Annotated in this window: 15 protein-coding genes, 1 pseudogene and 1 riboswitch; of the genes and pseudogenes, 8 read left to right on the forward strand and 8 right to left on the reverse strand. The window is 69.7% G+C overall.

Annotation, left to right across the window (positions count from 1 at the left end):
* Positions 1–35: 35 nt before the first annotated feature.
* Complete coding sequence (locus OG611_RS25465; protein WP_266426218.1) at positions 36–2,051, forward strand: LuxR C-terminal-related transcriptional regulator; 2,016 nt, start codon at positions 36–38, stop codon at positions 2,049–2,051.
* A gap of 39 nt (positions 2,052–2,090) precedes the next feature.
* Here OG611_RS25465 and OG611_RS25470 read toward each other — a convergent pair whose 3' ends face one another.
* The gene (locus OG611_RS25470; protein WP_266424348.1) at positions 2,091–2,480 is read right to left on the reverse strand and encodes a hypothetical protein; all 390 of its coding nucleotides are present in this window, start codon (positions 2,478–2,480) and stop codon (positions 2,091–2,093) included.
* A gap of 88 nt (positions 2,481–2,568) precedes the next feature.
* On the opposite strand from OG611_RS25470, the gene OG611_RS25475 reads away from it, so the two are divergent.
* Together OG611_RS25475 and OG611_RS25480 are read left to right on the forward strand one after the other, a co-directional pair.
* Positions 2,569–3,906 carry a sensor domain-containing protein gene (locus OG611_RS25475; protein WP_266424351.1) on the forward strand — a complete coding sequence of 446 codons (1,338 nt, stop codon included), beginning with the start codon at positions 2,569–2,571 and terminating at the stop codon, positions 3,904–3,906.
* Between the two features lie 53 nt (positions 3,907–3,959).
* Positions 3,960–4,631: a response regulator transcription factor gene (locus OG611_RS25480; RefSeq protein ID WP_266426220.1), complete on the forward strand. Its 672-nt coding sequence runs from the start codon at positions 3,960–3,962 to the stop codon at positions 4,629–4,631.
* Here the strand turns inward: OG611_RS25480 and OG611_RS25485 are convergent.
* Positions 4,615–5,421 (reverse strand): hypothetical protein, encoded by an 807-nt coding sequence (locus OG611_RS25485; protein WP_266424354.1) that lies wholly within the window; start codon positions 5,419–5,421, stop codon positions 4,615–4,617. The genes OG611_RS25480 and OG611_RS25485 overlap by 17 nt on opposite strands.
* A gap of 178 nt (positions 5,422–5,599) precedes the next feature.
* On the opposite strand from OG611_RS25485, the gene OG611_RS25490 reads away from it, so the two are divergent.
* Complete coding sequence (locus tag OG611_RS25490) at positions 5,600–5,833, forward strand: helix-turn-helix transcriptional regulator (RefSeq protein ID WP_266426222.1); 234 nt, start codon at positions 5,600–5,602, stop codon at positions 5,831–5,833.
* A gap of 656 nt (positions 5,834–6,489) precedes the next feature.
* On the opposite strand, the gene OG611_RS25495 is transcribed toward OG611_RS25490, so the two are convergent.
* The 3 genes from OG611_RS25495 to OG611_RS25500 form a co-directional block, all read right to left on the reverse strand.
* Positions 6,490–6,990, reverse strand: coding sequence for a DUF1203 domain-containing protein (locus OG611_RS25495; RefSeq protein ID WP_266424357.1), 501 nt, complete (start codon positions 6,988–6,990; stop codon positions 6,490–6,492).
* A complete protein-coding gene (locus OG611_RS40720) occupies positions 6,974–7,555 on the reverse strand; it encodes an ankyrin repeat domain-containing protein (RefSeq protein ID WP_323180230.1) in 582 nt (193 codons plus the stop codon). Before OG611_RS40720 ends, OG611_RS25495 begins: the two co-directional genes overlap by 17 nt.
* Before the next feature lie 70 nt (positions 7,556–7,625).
* Positions 7,626–8,096: a DUF5959 family protein gene (locus tag OG611_RS25500; RefSeq protein ID WP_266424359.1), complete on the reverse strand. Its 471-nt coding sequence runs from the start codon at positions 8,094–8,096 to the stop codon at positions 7,626–7,628.
* Between the two features lie 165 nt (positions 8,097–8,261).
* Here OG611_RS25500 and OG611_RS25505 point away from each other — a divergent pair.
* A pseudogene (locus tag OG611_RS25505) lies at positions 8,262–8,393 on the forward strand (SAM-dependent methyltransferase); the annotation flags it as partial.
* Between the two features lie 469 nt (positions 8,394–8,862).
* A riboswitch (ZMP/ZTP riboswitch) is annotated at positions 8,863–8,948 on the forward strand.
* Between the two features lie 21 nt (positions 8,949–8,969).
* Positions 8,970–9,836: a bifunctional 5,10-methylenetetrahydrofolate dehydrogenase/5,10-methenyltetrahydrofolate cyclohydrolase gene (locus OG611_RS25510; protein WP_323180231.1), complete on the forward strand. Its 867-nt coding sequence runs from the start codon at positions 8,970–8,972 to the stop codon at positions 9,834–9,836.
* A gap of 32 nt (positions 9,837–9,868) precedes the next feature.
* On the opposite strand, the gene OG611_RS25515 is transcribed toward OG611_RS25510, so the two are convergent.
* Positions 9,869–10,456, reverse strand: coding sequence for a TetR/AcrR family transcriptional regulator (locus OG611_RS25515; RefSeq protein WP_266424361.1), 588 nt, complete (start codon positions 10,454–10,456; stop codon positions 9,869–9,871).
* A gap of 58 nt (positions 10,457–10,514) precedes the next feature.
* Here OG611_RS25515 and OG611_RS25520 point away from each other — a divergent pair, with 58 nt between their 5' ends.
* The gene (locus OG611_RS25520) at positions 10,515–11,369 is read left to right on the forward strand and encodes an alpha/beta fold hydrolase (RefSeq protein ID WP_266424364.1); all 855 of its coding nucleotides are present in this window, start codon (positions 10,515–10,517) and stop codon (positions 11,367–11,369) included.
* Positions 11,370–11,568: 199 nt separating this feature from the next.
* Positions 11,569–12,345, forward strand: coding sequence for a hypothetical protein (locus OG611_RS25525; protein WP_266424367.1), 777 nt, complete (start codon positions 11,569–11,571; stop codon positions 12,343–12,345).
* Between the two features lie 226 nt (positions 12,346–12,571).
* Here the strand turns inward: OG611_RS25525 and OG611_RS25530 are convergent, their stop codons facing one another.
* Together OG611_RS25530 and OG611_RS25535 are read right to left on the reverse strand one after the other, a co-directional pair.
* On the reverse strand, positions 12,572–14,179 hold the full coding sequence (locus OG611_RS25530) for an MDR family MFS transporter (RefSeq protein WP_266424369.1): 1,608 nt from the start codon (positions 14,177–14,179) through the stop codon (positions 12,572–12,574).
* Positions 14,180–14,270: 91 nt separating this feature from the next.
* Positions 14,271–14,876, reverse strand: a complete 606-nt coding sequence (locus tag OG611_RS25535; RefSeq protein ID WP_266424372.1) for a TetR family transcriptional regulator — start codon at positions 14,874–14,876, stop codon at positions 14,271–14,273.
* Between the last annotated feature and the right edge of the window lie 80 nt (positions 14,877–14,956).

The following is a 14,956-nucleotide window of genomic DNA, read 5'->3' on the forward strand; positions in this document are numbered from 1 at the left end:
TGGTCACCGTGCTGGGGGTCCCGGAGCACGCCGGGATGGAACCACTGGACGCGGTCGTCGCCCACATCAAGGGACAGCAGCTGCTCATCGTGCTCGACACCTGCGAGCACATGGTCGACGCATGCGCCGTGCTCTGCGACATACTCCTGCGCGAGGCCGCCGAGGTGTGCGTCCTGGCCACCAGTCGGCAGCCACTCGATGTGGCCGACGAGCAGACGATGCCGATCGCCCCGCTCGGAGTGGACGACGCCCTGGAGCTGTTCACACAGCGAGCCGCCCGCGTCCTGCCGGGCTGGACCGTCACCGAATCCAACCGGGCTCAGACGCTGGCGCTCGTGGAACGGCTCGACAGAATCCCGCTCGCGCTCGAACTGGCCGCTGTGCGTCTGCGGGTCGCACCACTGGGGGAGTTGGTGGCCCGGCTGGACCGCCGGTTCGAGGTGTTCACCGGCGGGCAGCGTGCCGCCTGCGCCCGGCATCAGACGCTGCGTACGACCATCGGCTGGTCCTACGAGCTCTGCACCCCGGCGGAGCGCCTGTTGTGGGCACGCCTGTCCGTCTTCGCCGGGCCCTTCGAGCTGTCGGCTGCGGAACGGGTGGGCGGGGGCGACGGACTCCCGTCCGACGTCGTCCTGGAGGCGCTGTTCGGCCTGGTGGACAAGTCGGTCGTGCAACGGGTCGGCGAGGACGGGGCGTGCTACCGGCTCCTGGACACGATCCGTGAGTACGGCGCCGAACGCCTCGACGAGGAGAGCAGCGCGGCCCGTGTGCGCGGGCGGCACTTCGAGCATCATCGCGACACGGCCCGGCACCTGTGGGACGAGCTGGTCACCCCCGCCCAGGCCGAGTTGCACCAAGCGGTGCGCAGCCAGATCGCCGACATCCGGGCCGCGATGAAGTACGCCTTCACGGCCACGGCCACGGCCACGGCCACGGCCACGGGCAGCGCGGCGGAAGGGCTGAGCCTTGCCGTGCAGCTCGCCCCCCACTGGAGGGCGACCGGCACCCTCTCGGAGGGGCGGTACTGGATCGAGAAAGGGCTCCAACTGGTGCCCGAGGACTGCGCGGAGCGGGCCTGGGGCCTGTTCATGACCGGAGTGATCGCAACCTGGACCGCTGACCTCGCGGAGGCGCCGACCTTCTTCCAGGAAGCGCGGAGGTCGGCGCTGAACTGCGACGAACAGCGCGTGGCGCTGTTCACGGAGCCGTACATCGGAGCGATGCGGGCGCTGTGTGGCGAGATCGACGAGGGACTGGCCGACCTGGAGCAGGGGCGTCGGAGGATCGTCGCCGTGGGCGACTCATTGGGCATCAGCATGGTCCACTACGAAGGTGCGCTGCTGCGGGCCGTACTCGGAGACACCGACGGGGCCCTGGAACTGTGCGAGACGGGGCTGGCTCATCTGCACGGCACGGGTGATCGTCAGTTCTACGGATCGACGCTCATGGCACAGGGCCTCGTTCTCTGGCTCGCCGGGCGCCACGAGGAGGGTGCCGACGCGTTGCGGCAGGCGCTGGAGGCCATGAGCGAGATCGGTGACGTGCTGGTCGCCGCGCTCTGCTGCCTGGGCCTTGCCTGGCATGCCGGACAGCAGGAACGCTATGCCAGGGCAGCTTGGTTGCTGGGGTACGCGGAAAGCGCGCGGCGGCTGAGCGGTGACCCGGTGGCCATGCTGATGTCCGTGCTGGAACAGCAGGAGGCGACCCGGAATGCCGTGCGGGAAGCGTTGGGAATCACGGAGTACGAACGCTGGCACGGTGTGGGGGCGCGGTTGTCGGGGACCGAGATCCTGGAGGCGGTGCGGGCGGACACCGACAGGCCCTCGGCGGTGCGGCGCCTGCCCCGCAGCCGGCAGGAGCCCGCGGCGGCCGATGTGCTCACCCCGCGGGAACGGGAGGTCGCCACGCTGGTCGCGCGAGGGCTGTCCAACCGGGAGGTCGCCGAACATCTTGTGATCTCCAAGCGGACGGCGGACACACACCTCGAGCGCATTCTCACCAAGCTCGACATCGATTCCCGTACCGAGATCGCGTCGGTGCTGAAGGCCTGAGGCCTGTCCCCCGTAGATGACCTCCGAGGCCCACAGCGGCTATCCCATGACTGCGCGGGCCGCGTCGAGAAGGGCCAGTCTGTTGTCCTCCAGGTAGTCGCGCACGCTCTCGCCGTCGGGCAGGCCTTCCCACACGGTCCGGTTGAGGTCGAGGAAGTACTTGCGTGCCGCGTCGTGCACGGCCAGCGGAAACTGGATGCGGATCAGCCGTTCCGCCACCCAGAGTCTGTTCATGGAGTCTCGGGTGGTGAGGAACCAAGGGGTCGTGTCGTCCCACTCCTGCGGCCGCCTGAAGGCCGCGCGCTCCGCCTCGGCCCCCGCCTCGACGAACCGCTCCAGCAGCGTGAGCCGCTCCGCACGCCGGGCCTCGGACAGTTCGCTCTGCTGCCGCCGCTGCTCCACCCGCTCGGCCGAGCGCTGCGTCGCCAACTGGACGAGGAAGGACAGCGCGCCACCGAGCGCGACGCCGCGACACGATCGCTCAAAGCCCGGGTCGGAGCGACACTATGCTGTGGGCATGGTGGAGTCGTTGCCTTCCGTGGTCGCGGTTCGGTGGCGGCCGAGTGCCGGGTCCGTCGTTCGGGTCGGGCGCCGCACGCTCGTGGAGTCGCTGTATCTCCTCACCGCGCCGTTGAACGCCGCTGTCGGTCTGCTGCTGGTGGTCGGCGGCTTGTGCGTCGGAATGGTTGGTTCGTTGTTGCCGAGCGGGTCGCCCATCGCGGTCCGGGCTCTGGCCCTGGCGCGGTGGCCCGGCGATCTGGAGTGGTGGCGGATCGGCAAGGTCCGTTCCCGGGCCGGCGGGGCGCGGGGCGCGGGCCAGCGGCCGAGGTCGAAGGAGACGGCCGACGCGGCGGACCCTGGGCTGTGGCTCGACCTGGCACACGCGGTGATGGTGCTCCCCGTCGTGCTGGTCACCTCGGTGGTGACGGCGCTGTGGTGGTTCGTGGGAGTCGCGACCGCGACGTACCCCCTGCGCAGCCAGGTCACGCCCGGGTCGCTGCGGCCCATGACTCTGTACGCGGGCAGCGACCAGTCCCACGTCGCCTTGAGCCTGGGGTTGACGTCGCCGTCCGAGCGGCTCGCCTTCGCGATCACGGTCGGCGTACTGCTGCTGCTCACCCTGCCGCTGATGACCCGGGTGTGCACCGCCGCCCAGGCCGGTCTCGGGCAGGCGCTGCTGTCCAACATGTCCGCGTTGCACCGCAGGATCAGCGGACTGGAACAGGAGCGCGACACCGCCCGCGCTCAGGCCGTCGCAGCGGTGACGGCCGAGGCGGTCGCCCTGCGCCGGCTCGAACGCGACATCCACGACGGGCCACAACAACAGCTGGTCCGTCTGGCGATGGAACTGGGCCGGGCCCAGCACAACTTCGACAGCAAGCCGGAACTCGTCCGGGCCGCACTCGCCGACGCGGTCATCCAGACTCAGGAGGCGCTGGACGAACTACGGGCCCTGTCACGAGGCATCGCCCCGCCGGTCCTCGCCGACCGAGGACTGCGGGAGGCACTCTCCGCTCTGGCCGCACGCTGCGTCGTACCCGCCGAGCTCGACGCCGGTCCCCTGAGCCGTCGGCTCGACGCCGCCGTCGAGACGGCCGCCTATTTCGTGGTCGCCGAGGCGCTGACGAACGTGGCCAAGCACAGCTACGCCGGCCGATGCACAGTCGGTATGCGCCACACTGAGGAGGTCTTGCGGATCTGGGTGACGGACGACGGAGTGGGCGGCGCGGCTTTGGCAAAAGGACACGGACTACAGGGACTGGCCGACCGGGTGCACGCGGTCGGCGGCCGGCTGCGGGTCGACAGCCCCGAGGACGGCCCGACGACGGTCACCGCGGAGTTGCCATGTCGCTGAGCCCGGACGGACCAGCACCTGAAGCACTGCCGGACGTCGCGGCCCGGGATCCCCTGCGGATCGTCGTCGCCGACGATGCGGTGCTGCTGCGCGAGGGGCTGGTACGCCTGCTCGCCGAGGACGGCCACGACGTGGTGGCGGCGGTCGGTGACGGCCCCTCCCTGGTCGAGGCGGTGCTCGCACACCGCCCGGACGTGGCGGTCGTCGATGTGCGGATGCCGCCGACGCACACGGACGAGGGCCTGCGGGCGGCGGTCACCGCCCGTGGACAGCTGCCCGGCGCCCCCATGCTGGTGCTCAGCCAGTACGTGGAGGTGTCCTACGCCGCCGACCTGCTCGCGGACGGCTCCGGCGCCGTCGGCTATCTGCTGAAGGACCGGGTCGCAAAGGTCGAGGAGTTCCTGGACGCCCTGGACCGCGTCGCCCGTGGCGCGACGGTGCTCGACCCCCAAGTCGTCGCCCAGTTGCTGGCCGGACAGCGCCGGGACGACCCGCTGGGCGCGCTGACCGCACGTGAACGGCAACTGCTGGCACTGATCGCCGAGGGCCATTCCAATACGGCCATTGCCCGGCGGCTGGTGCTCTCCAACAGCGCGGTGGAGAAGCACATCGGCAACATCTTCGCCAAGCTCGGCCTACCGCCCGACGACGCCCAGCACCGCCGGGTACTCGCCGTCCTCGCCTACCTCGATGCCTGGCGGCGGCCCCTCACCACCCGCCCTTGAAGAAGGCCAGAAGCGCCGGCGCCGGGTCGGCTGTAGTGGCCGTGTTCGCCACGGCGACAACGATGACGGCCAGCGACAACAAGGCCGACAGGAGACCGAACGACCTGAACACGCGCCTCGTTCGCCTGTCGGACGCTCCTGTTCTCGCAAACCTCTTCCACGACGCCACGCTCATGCCGGCCAGGACGACCGCCACAGTCGTGGCGGCCACGGCTATCACCGCGTGGTATCGGGAGAAATCGCCGACCATCACCTCGAGAGCAGGCGGAGTTCGGTCACCAGTATTCGGGTAGTCAGCCAGACGCTGCCTGACTTGATCGAGCGTATCGGCGAGTTCTCCGTGGGACGCGTGGATCGGCAGCATGGGGAGCAGTGAGGAAAGAGGCGCTGTCGCGCCCTGGATGTTGGCCATTACCGCCGCCAACGAGCACAGCGCGAGCACCGTGACGACAGCCCCGGCCGACGCGAGGGCGGCCCGGCTTCCCGCTTTGAGCCCGCCGGCCCGCAGAAATGCCTTCCAGAGAAGAACGCCGAGCGCGATGAACACGACCAGCAGGATCGCAGCGATCACGGCCTTGACCACGTGGTAGTGGAGCCAATAGTCGACAACGTTCTCCAAGTCCGGAGAGAAGTTCCGATCGCCGGAACTCCAGTAGTCGACGAACGACTCGGAGAAGCTGCCGATGAGGTTGCGCTGACCGTCGAAGCCGCCGTCCGACGTGATCGTCGCCAATGGGCGGGGGGCGATGACGAAGGCAGGGACCAGGACCACGGCGAGAGCGACGAGCACAGCGATTGCGCGACCGGAAAGACCTGCGGAGCACGATTGTCCGTGCGTGCTGGTGGGTTGTGACGTTGTTGTCATGCCGATGACCCTTTCGCAACGGCGCTCACCCGGTCACTGCGGTCCGCCGCCCACTTGGGGGTGTGGCCTGCCACACCTCACGCCGTGATCGGCCGGTCAGGCCCTGGTTGTCGGAGCGCGGCCGGCGGTAGATGTCCAGCTCGCCGGACGCGGTCTGTCCGTCGGTGAGTTCACCGCTGCTGTCGGCATCACACCCGCCGACATCGCCGTACTGGGTAGCGGCCGTGCGAAGGCGGTGCGGTTCACGACGCTCGACGCGATCTGCCGCACGCCGGGTTGTCGGCCCGGCGACGTACTGCACTGGGTACCCGACGACGACGGCGTACACGACGGATGACGGACAGCGGTTGGCGGTGAGAAGGGAGGAAGGGATCACGGCGGTCTGCCGATGCCTGGTGTCAGTCGGCGTTCGGAGCAGGTGACGCCGACCCGGCCGTACGTATGCCCGTCCCGCCACCGGTACGTATGCCGACGCCAAGAGGGTGACAGGGCTGGACGGCACAGATACGTGTACCGACCTGCGATTCAACGCCCGTCGGGGGGCCGTGCCGTGCGGCAGGCTGGGCGTGCCGCTGGGGACGTGGAGTATCTGCGCTGCAGGGTGGATGCGGCTGTCGCAGGCCCGAGTGCTCCCACCCCCAGCGGCGCCGGAAACATGTGCCCGCGCCGTCGGCGGTGCTGGCGCATGATTCCGGCTGACCGCATCTCCCGGCGGCAGCTGGTGGCCCCGGGTCAGGTGGCGGGGCAGTGGTGTACACGGCTGGTGCTGTCGTCGCCGGCGGTGAGGGCGATGGGCCGGCGTCGTGGCGTCGCCGGCCGAGGAGACCCCCAACTGTCGGTGTGCTCACGTCTGTCGCTCGCCGGCCGACAGGTTTGCGTGGCGGGGTGGCATGCGGAACGGGCACAGCATGTACTCCGTCCTGTGCTGTTCAGAGGCAGACAGTGTTTTCCGGGCGCTGGGCCCGGCACGCCGTGCTCTCCCCGACTCCTCGCCTACCGGCGGCGGATCTCGACCATGAAACAGCCGAACTCCACCGCGCGGACGTGTACCAGGGCCACTTCCGGATCGGCGAAGACCTCGTGCAGTGCGTGGTCCACCTCGGTGGCCCGCTCCTTGGGGATCTCGACGAGTCTCCCGCCGAGGATGTGCCCCCGGGCACCGTAGGCGCGCAACACCCGGCGAGCACCGTGCAGTTCGACCGGATAGCCGGGGCCGGTGGTCGGCCCGTCGCACTCCTCGGCGTGGACGAATACCGGGCCGCACTCGTCATACGGCCCGGGCTGGGCGCCGGTCTCCGCCGCCCAGCGGCGCAACGGCGCGTACGAGACGAGGACGATCCGCTCACCTGCCTCGCTGTGCCGCAGACAGCAGCGCAGTGGGGCACCGCCCTCCGGATCGGTGACGGGTTCCCGGGCGCAACCGGCGTCGTCCTGTTCCCGCAGTTGTTTCAGTACGGCGGGGGCGATGGCCCGCGCCTCATGAGTCGTGGTCATGGCTCCAGCATCTGCAGGAGCCCGTCCCGACGCTGGCGGAAATCAGACGTCGCTCTGGAAGGCGCCGGACCCCGTGAACCGATGCGGGCCGCACGGCGCGGCCAGGTCCTGTACGGCCTTCACCGGTGTCTTCCGACGGCTTCGTAAGTGTCTCTCGTGGACGGTCACTTGGGGGAGTCCGACGCCGCCGAAACTCCTCGACCGCGCCCGTCTCGTACCAGTTCCGCGCCAGGACGAGAAGCCGCTCACGGGAGGCTTCCGAAAGCCGCAGCCGGGGCTCGTCCCCCAGCACCGCCGAGACGATCGCCGGAGAACCACCGTCCACGGCGCGCCACAGCGGCGTGGTTCCGTCCGGCAGCAGCCGGTCGGGGTCCGCGCCGCCCTCCACCAACGCGCCGGTGACATGCTCGTCGTACGCGGCCACGGCCACGCACAACACCGGGAGTCCGGTCGCATCCACCGTGTCCGGATCCGTACCGCTCTCGACGAGCAGGGACCGCACCGCCCTGGCATCGCCCGCTCGTACCGCCGACACGAGTTGACCGTCAACTCCGCCCTCGCCCATGATCCCGTCCCCCGATCCGTAATGACGCCGCCCAACAGCGGCCTGGGTCCCGATGGCGTACCTCAGGCGCTCATTTCCTACGGTCCGGACTCCAGCCGTAGACCATCGGAGAGCTCTCGACGACCTCACTCGGCCAGACCTGCCGAAGCCGGTCCAGCCTGGCCCGGTGGTTCTGGACCCAGTCGTCCTGCGGCTGGATCGAGAAGAGCGTGCTGAGCCGGTCGGGGTCGTGGACCGTCACGCTCACGGACCGGTCCTCGTCGAGCCGCATGCCGAGCTCCAGTCCTCGGCCACCGCCGATTCTCGCCATACCCCCGGGAGCCAGCCCGTCGAGCTCGTGTTCCCAGGAGGCGAGATCCCGCTGGGAGAGGTGGAGCTCAAGCCGTGCGTCGAGGAAGTCGGTGGACACCAGGACATCGGCGCGCAGGATGTCGTGCCCGGTGAGAACGCCTGGCTGACAGCGCCCGGTGACGCGGACGACACACCGGTCGCCGTCCGCGTCCACCAAGTGGATCAGGTCGACCGGGTCCGGCTCTTCCACTGTGTGCCTCCGTATGGTCCGGCTGGTGCGAGTAACGTGCATCCTCTCCCATGGGAGTACGCGCGGATGCGGGAGGCCCCGTCGAAGGGGCTCCGCGACCAGCCGTTCCGCGGCCTCCTGGTTCCGGCCGAGAACCGACCGCAAGGACCGCAGGGAGAGGGCATCGTGGCGGACCAGCAGATCGAGGCACCGGACAGCACCGCCGCGCGGTTCGCCCTCCGGCGGGCGATGCACGTCCAGGTCGACCCGCCGCCCCATGTGTTCGAGGACGAGATCGGCCTGCGGCCGGCGGCCCCGCCACCAGGTGAAGGGCGAGCCTGCGGACACCAGGTCGTCCCGCCACCACTCGACACTCGCGAGCAGGTGCCGACGGGCGGCCGGGCCTGTCTCCGCCTCCCAGCGGGCGAGCCACGGGGTGACGGAAGAACTCGCCGTCGATCAGCTCTCGAACACCTCGCACGCCGGGGTCGGCGGAGACTCGTCCCGCAGGCTCCGGGGCCACCACGCATCCAGGAAACCGGCGACGGACCGGCCCTGCTCGCCGGAAAAGTCACATGGCACCCCGTCAAGACCCCAGCAGGCTGCCCCAGCCGAAGAGAGCGACGCCAGCGGGCGACAGTACGATCGCGCCGGCCACATCGGCCGTCCAAGTACACGGACGGGCATTCCCCTTGGCGTCCGGATTTCATGGGCGCGGGCTCGGCGGCACCCGGGAGCGAGGATTTCGCAGAGGCTGCGCGTGCCGACGTCCGCTCCACTATGGTGACGGCTGGGCCGTGACTGGCGCTGAGGTGGCGTACCACCGGGGAGCGGCCTGACATTCTGTCGATGCCGTGCGCCTGGGCAACTCACTGCGAGGCTCAGGAGTGGCACGTGGCTCAGACGCAGACAGGTCGGCTGATGGACGGCACCGGCCTTGCCCGCCGCATCATCGAAACCAGCTCCGCAACCGCTGCGGAGATCCATAGGCGCACGGGGACGACCCCGTGCCTGGCCACCGTACTGGTCGGAGAAGATCCGGCCTCGGTGACCTATGTCCGGATGAAGCGCGCCCGGTGCGAGAAGGCGGGTATCCAGTCACGGCATGTGGCCCTGCCCGCTTCGGTCAGCACCAGTGGCCTGATCGAAAAGATCACCGAACTCTCCGATGACCCCGGCGTGCACGGAATCCTGCTGCAACACCCCGTCGGAGCACACATCGACGAACGCGCTGCCTTCGAGGCAATCGCTCCGGACAAGGACGTCGACGGGGTGACCATGCACTCCTTCGCAGCGATGAGCTTCGGCCTGCCCGGCTTCGTGTCCTGCACCCCCGGAGGAATCATGCGTCTTCTGGAGGAGTACGGCGTGGAGCTCGCCGGTAAGCACGCGGTGGTGGTGGGACGCAGTCCCATCCTGGGCAAGCCCGCAGGCATGCTCCTCCTCGGGCGGAATGCCACGGTTACCTACTGCCACTCACGTACCTCCGGCCTGTCCGAGATCGTCCGGCAGGCAGACGTCCTGGTCGCAGCTGTCGGACGACCGCGTTTCCTCACCGGTGCGGACATCAAGCCCGGTGCGGTCGTGATCGACGCGGGGTACAACCCGGGCAACGTCGGGGATGTGGATTTCGAGTCCGCCAGGGACCGGGCCGGTCTGATCACCCCCGTCCCCGGCGGTGTGGGGCCCATGACCATCGCCGTACTCCTCGCTCAGACGGTAGAGGCAGCAGCACGCCGGATCGGCGCGAGCCGACCGTAGGCTGCGGTTCCTGACGGCCGGGCCGACATCACTCAGCCGGACTCCAGGGCGTCACGGACGATGGCGGCGGACGCTCGGGCGGCAGTGAGGACCGGGGCCGTGTCGTGGGCCGCTCGGGCGAGCATGAAGGCGCCCTCCAGCAGGGCGATCACCGAGCCCGCGGTGTCCCGGGCGGTGTCCGCCTCGATGCCCGCCCCGGAGTAGAAGTCGGCGAGGGCCTCGATCCACGAGGCGAAGACATCCGCCGTCGCACGACGCAGCCCCTCGTGCGTACTGGCCACCTCCAGGGCCACGGTGGCGATCGGGCACGGGTCGGCGAAGTCCAGCTCCCGGAGAGTCTCGGCGGCGCCGGTGAAGGCGGCAGCGGTGGCGGCTGCCGGATTCGCCTCCGGGTCGGCGAAAAGGCTGCCGATCAGCTCCAGGTAGGCGGCTCCGGAGGTGCGGATCACCTCCTCGCCGAGCTGCCCCTTGCCGCCGGGGAAGAAGTGGTACGCCGAGCCGTACGGGGCACCGGCCTCCGAGACGATCTGCTTCATGCCGGTCGCCGCGTAGCCCTGCCGCCGGAAGAGCTCGGTGGCGGCGGTAACAATCCGCTGCCTGGTGTCGCCGGTGGTCCTCATGCCGGATAGTCTCTCACTAGATCGGTCTATCAAGTGACGGTCACGGGGAGGCCAAGCGATGCCGGAGATCGAACTGAGCGCCGGAACCATCGAGTACACCGACACCGGCATGGGAACCGGCACCGGGGAGGGCGTGGGCGAGACCCTGGTGCTCCTCCACGGGCTCGCTTTCGACGACTCGGTCTGGGATGCCCTCGTGACGGATCTGCGCGAAGACTTCCGCGTGGTCGTCCCCGTCCTGCCGCTCGGCAGCCACCGCCGACCGATGCGGTCGTCCGCGGATCTGTCGGCCCAGGGCGTGGCGCACCTGCTCGCCGAATTCCTGGAGCGGCTGGACCTGCGCGAGGTCACGCTGGTGCAGAACGACGCGGGCACGGCCCAGCTCCTGCCCGGCGTACGCGACGAGCGCATCGCCCGACTGGTGCTCACCTCCTGCGAGGCCCTCGACAACTACCCGCCGGGCATCCAGGGCCGCACGCTGTCGGCCGCGAGCCGAGTGCCAGGGGGCCTGTTCCTGCTCCTCCAGTCCTTCCGGGTGCCCTTCCTGGTGGCGATGCGCAGCTCACTGGGCGGCATGACGGCGCACGGGATCCCGTACGAGCGGGTACGCCGCTGGTACCTGCCACTGCTGACCGACCGGGCCATCCGCCGGGACCTCGCCCGCTTCCTGCGCTCCACGCGCAAGGACACCTATCTGCGGGCCGCCGAACGGCTGCGGCACTTCGACCGGCCGGCGCTGGTGGCCTGGGGTGCGGAGGACCGGATGATGCCGCCCGAGACCGGCCGACGTCTTGCCGAACTGCTGCCGCAGGGACGATACGTCGAGATCCCCGGGGCCGGAACGCTGGTCCCCATGGACAACCCGGCGGCACTCGCCCGCGAACTGCGCCGGTTCATGGAGGAGAGCGCCTGACGGCGGGAGGCCTGTGTCTCTCCGCCCGGTGCGGGTTACGCATGCCGTCGGGTCCGGCGCTGATTCACCGCCCTTAGGCTGTACGGAGCAACACCGCGCGGGGAGGGCCCACCGCGCCGCATCGAAGCAGTGCCCGTCGCTTTCCGGGCCGCTGCTCCCGCTTTGCCGACACGCCCTGGCCCCCAAGAGAGGAAGCACCATGTCCTTCGCTCCCCTCGGCCGGCACAACGGCGAGCACAGCGACTACTGCAACACCAGTCTGTGCTGCCGCTGCCAGCAGCGGAACTGGACGACCCAGCAGGGCAACGAGAGGCTGTGCGGCCTGTGCGCGGCCTGCTGCCGTGAATGCGGCAGGGCGCCGGCCCCGCACCTGGACGGGCTCAGCGACGGGATCTGCGTGGACTGCCGGGGACTGTGCACCCGTTGCCACAACCCGCTGTCCGACGGAGGCGTCTGCCACTGCCAGCAGTGGAAGCAGAGTCCGGGCAGCGACCCGATCCGCTTCATCATGCAGGGCTTTCCCCAACCACTGCTCCAGGCCCTCGGGCACCGGGTCCCGCGCACCCTGCCCGACATTCTCTTCGAAGAGCTCGAGCGCCGGACGGCTGCCCAACTCCTCGACCGTATCGAAAGGCGCTGGAGCAACCGCTGGTCCCACGCGATCCACGAGCGCGACGAGGAGAACCGCCGCCGCTGGGCGCCCCAGGAGATCGCCGAGGCCCTGGTGAGCCCCGGCGCCTGCTCGAACCGGGCATGCGAGGACGGCTACCTGCTCGCCGACGGAGCGCCCTGCCCGTACTGTCAGCGGCCGGCCCACCGCTTCGTCCCGGCCACCGCCGACGCGATCTCCACCTCGGAGCACGCGCGAGCGACCGCCGCGCAGATCCGGCAGGCGCTCATCGGCAACCGCTCCGCCGGAAAGAAACCCAACCGCGGGGCGCAGCCGGGCGCGTGGCCGACTCCACCCGCCGGGTGACACCGCAGGCCGCGATTCCGTGTCGATCACGGCCGGTGTCCGCCCCGCGGCGAGTCAGGAGTGACCCGCGGTCCGCGGACCGCGGGGAAGAGCCTGGCGCGACCCCGCGACCCGCAAGGGAGAGCCTGGCCGCCGTGCGCGCCACGTCCTCACGCGTGCGCCGCGTATCGGGCGTCCGCGGATCGCGGTGGTCACGGCGGCCTGCTCCTCCTCGTACCCGGTGGGCTCAGTGCGCCGGGGTGGCCGGCGTCTTCGCCGCGGCGGCGTTCTCCTGCGCGAGCCGTTCCATGCCGCTCTGCGTCTTGAGCGGCTTCTCCTTGATGAACAGCACCGCGATCAGGGCGAGGAACGCGAAGGGGGCTCCGATCAGGAAGACATCCGCGGTCGCGACCCCGTACGCGTGCTCGACCACCTGCCGGGCCGGTTCGGGAAGCTTGGTCAGGTCGGGGACGCCATGGCCGGCGCCCCCGTTGTCCGCCGCCCCGCCGAAGCCCTTCGCCATCTCGCTCGCCACCCGGTGGCTGAGCACGGCGCCCAGCGCGCTCGTGCCGATCGCCCCACCGAGGCTGCGGAAGAACGACAGCACCGAGGTCGCCGCGCCGAGCTCCGACGCGGGTACGTCGTTCTGGGCCGCCAGTACCAGGTTCTGCATCAGCATGCCGACACCCACGCCGAGTACCACCATGTAGATGCTGAGCAGCCCGAACGAGGAGTCCGCGCTGATCGTGGAGAGCAGGCCCATGCCCGCCGTCATGATGATGCCGCCCGCGATCAGGAAGCCCTTCCACTTGCCCCGGGCGGAGATGATCTGCCCGGCGACGGTCGTGGAGATCATCAGACCGAGGATCATCGGCAGGCTCATCAGGCCCGCGGCGGTCGGCGTCTTGCCGAGCGAGATCTGGAAGTACTGGGAGAGGAACACCGTGCCGCCGAACATGGCCACGCCGACCAGCAGGCTCGCCACGGTCGTCAGCGTCACGGTGCGGTTGCGGAAGATGTCCAGAGGGATGATCGGTTCCTGGACCTTGGACTCGACCAGCACCGCGGTGGCCAGCAGGACCACGCCGGCGGTGACCAGGGCGGCGGTCTGCCACGATGCCCAGTCGAACCGGTTGCCCGCGAGGGTCACCCACAGCAGCAGTGCGCTGACCCCGCTCATGATGAGGACGGCACCGAGATAGTCGATCTTCACCTCTCTGCGGACCGTGGGCAGCTTCAGGGTCAGTTGGAGCAGCACGATCGCGAGCAGCGCGAACGGCACGCCGATGAAGAAGCACCAGCGCCACCCCAGCCAGGAGGTGTCCACGAGCACACCGCCGATGAGCGGTCCAGCGACGGTGCCGACCGCGAACACGGCGCCGAAGATGCCGGAGTAGCGGCCGAGTTCACGAGGCGGAATGATCGCCGCCATCACGACCTGGGCCAGCGCCGTGAGGCCGCCCGCGCCGATGCCCTGCACCACGCGGCTCACGATGAGCAGGCCGACGCTGTGCGAGAAGCCGGCGACGAGCGAGCCGACGATGAACATCGAGAGAGACAGCTGGATGAGCAGCTTCTTGTCGTAGAGGTCGGACAGCTTGCCCCAGATCGGGACGGTCGCCGTCATCGCCAGAAGCTCGGCGGTGACCACCCAGGTGTACGAGGACTGGCTGCCGTGCAGATCGGCGATGATCCTGGGAAGTGCGTTGGAGACCACGGTGGAGGCCAGGATGGCCACGAACATACCGGCCATCAGGCCCGACATGGCCTGGAGTATGTGACGACGCGTCATGGCTGGTGCGGCCCCCTCGGGCGCACCGGCGGTACCGGTTTCGGGTGTGACGGCAGCACTCATCGGCTGGCGTTCCTCATTCTCTGGATTTTCGGTTGATCGGATGGTCGGGGTGATCGGGTGAAAGCCCCCGGTGGAGGCTCAGGGATGCGCTTCAGTCGTTCAGACCGGCGGCCAGCGAGGCGAACGCCTCGTGATAGATGCTCTGGAACGTGCGGGTACGGCCGGAGGCCACCCAGAGCTCGACGGCGGCGCGCACGGCGGCGATCGCCACGTGCGCGAGAAGCCTGGGACGGAGATCGGACTCGGGATCCTGGCCGAGGCGCTCGGCCACGGAGGCGATCAGTGCGCGTTCGTCCGCACCCTGGGCGGCCAGGAATTTGGACAGCAGTGAAGGACTCTTCCTGAGCACGGCCATCTGGAGCTCCCAGCGTTCGTGGTCCTCCTCGATGTGGGCGAGCTCCTGGCCGATCGCCTCGCGCAGGGCGTTGAGCGCCGTGAGTTCCTCCGGTGCGTCGAGCACCGCCCGACGGATCCGCTCGGCGTTGTCCTGGGCGGGACGGGTGATCGCGTCCTCAAGGCACGGGAAATAGTTGAAGAAGGTGCGCATGGATACGCCGACCGCGTCGGTGACCGCTTCCACCGTCACGTTCTCGAAACCGCGGTCTGCGGCCATGCGCAGCGCAGCGTCCGCGAGGGCGTCACGCGTCGCGCGCTTCTTGCGTTCACGCAGCCCGAGAGGCATGTCGGCGGCACTCATGAAGTGCATGCTATGCAAGTTTGCGCGTAGTGCAAAATTCTACGGGCGGCGGGGATGACCCCGCCGCCCGCTCCGACCCG

Source organism: Streptomyces sp. NBC_01363 (genome assembly GCF_026340595.1).
Lineage (GTDB): Bacteria > Actinomycetota > Actinomycetes > Streptomycetales > Streptomycetaceae > Streptomyces.

Excerpts from the sequence above, each read along its gene's own strand:
- OG611_RS40720 (WP_323180230.1), bottom strand. The coding sequence starts at position 7,555 with ATGGGCGAGGGCGGAGTTGACGGTCAACTCGTGTCGGCGGTACGAGCG.
- OG611_RS25515 (WP_266424361.1), bottom strand. The coding sequence starts at position 10,456 with ATGAGGACCACCGGCGACACCAGGCAGCGGATTGTTACCGCCGCCACC.
- OG611_RS25465 (WP_266426218.1), top strand. The coding sequence starts at position 36 with ATGGAACCACTGGACGCGGTCGTCGCCCACATCAAGGGACAGCAGCTG.
- OG611_RS25475 (WP_266424351.1), top strand. The coding sequence starts at position 2,569 with ATGGTGGAGTCGTTGCCTTCCGTGGTCGCGGTTCGGTGGCGGCCGAGT.
- OG611_RS25495 (WP_266424357.1), bottom strand. The coding sequence starts at position 6,990 with ATGACCACGACTCATGAGGCGCGGGCCATCGCCCCCGCCGTACTGAAA.
- OG611_RS25530 (WP_266424369.1), bottom strand. The coding sequence starts at position 14,179 with ATGAGTGCTGCCGTCACACCCGAAACCGGTACCGCCGGTGCGCCCGAG.
- OG611_RS25535 (WP_266424372.1), bottom strand. The coding sequence starts at position 14,876 with ATGAGTGCCGCCGACATGCCTCTCGGGCTGCGTGAACGCAAGAAGCGC.
- OG611_RS25525 (WP_266424367.1), top strand. The coding sequence starts at position 11,569 with ATGTCCTTCGCTCCCCTCGGCCGGCACAACGGCGAGCACAGCGACTAC.
- OG611_RS25520 (WP_266424364.1), top strand. The coding sequence starts at position 10,515 with ATGCCGGAGATCGAACTGAGCGCCGGAACCATCGAGTACACCGACACC.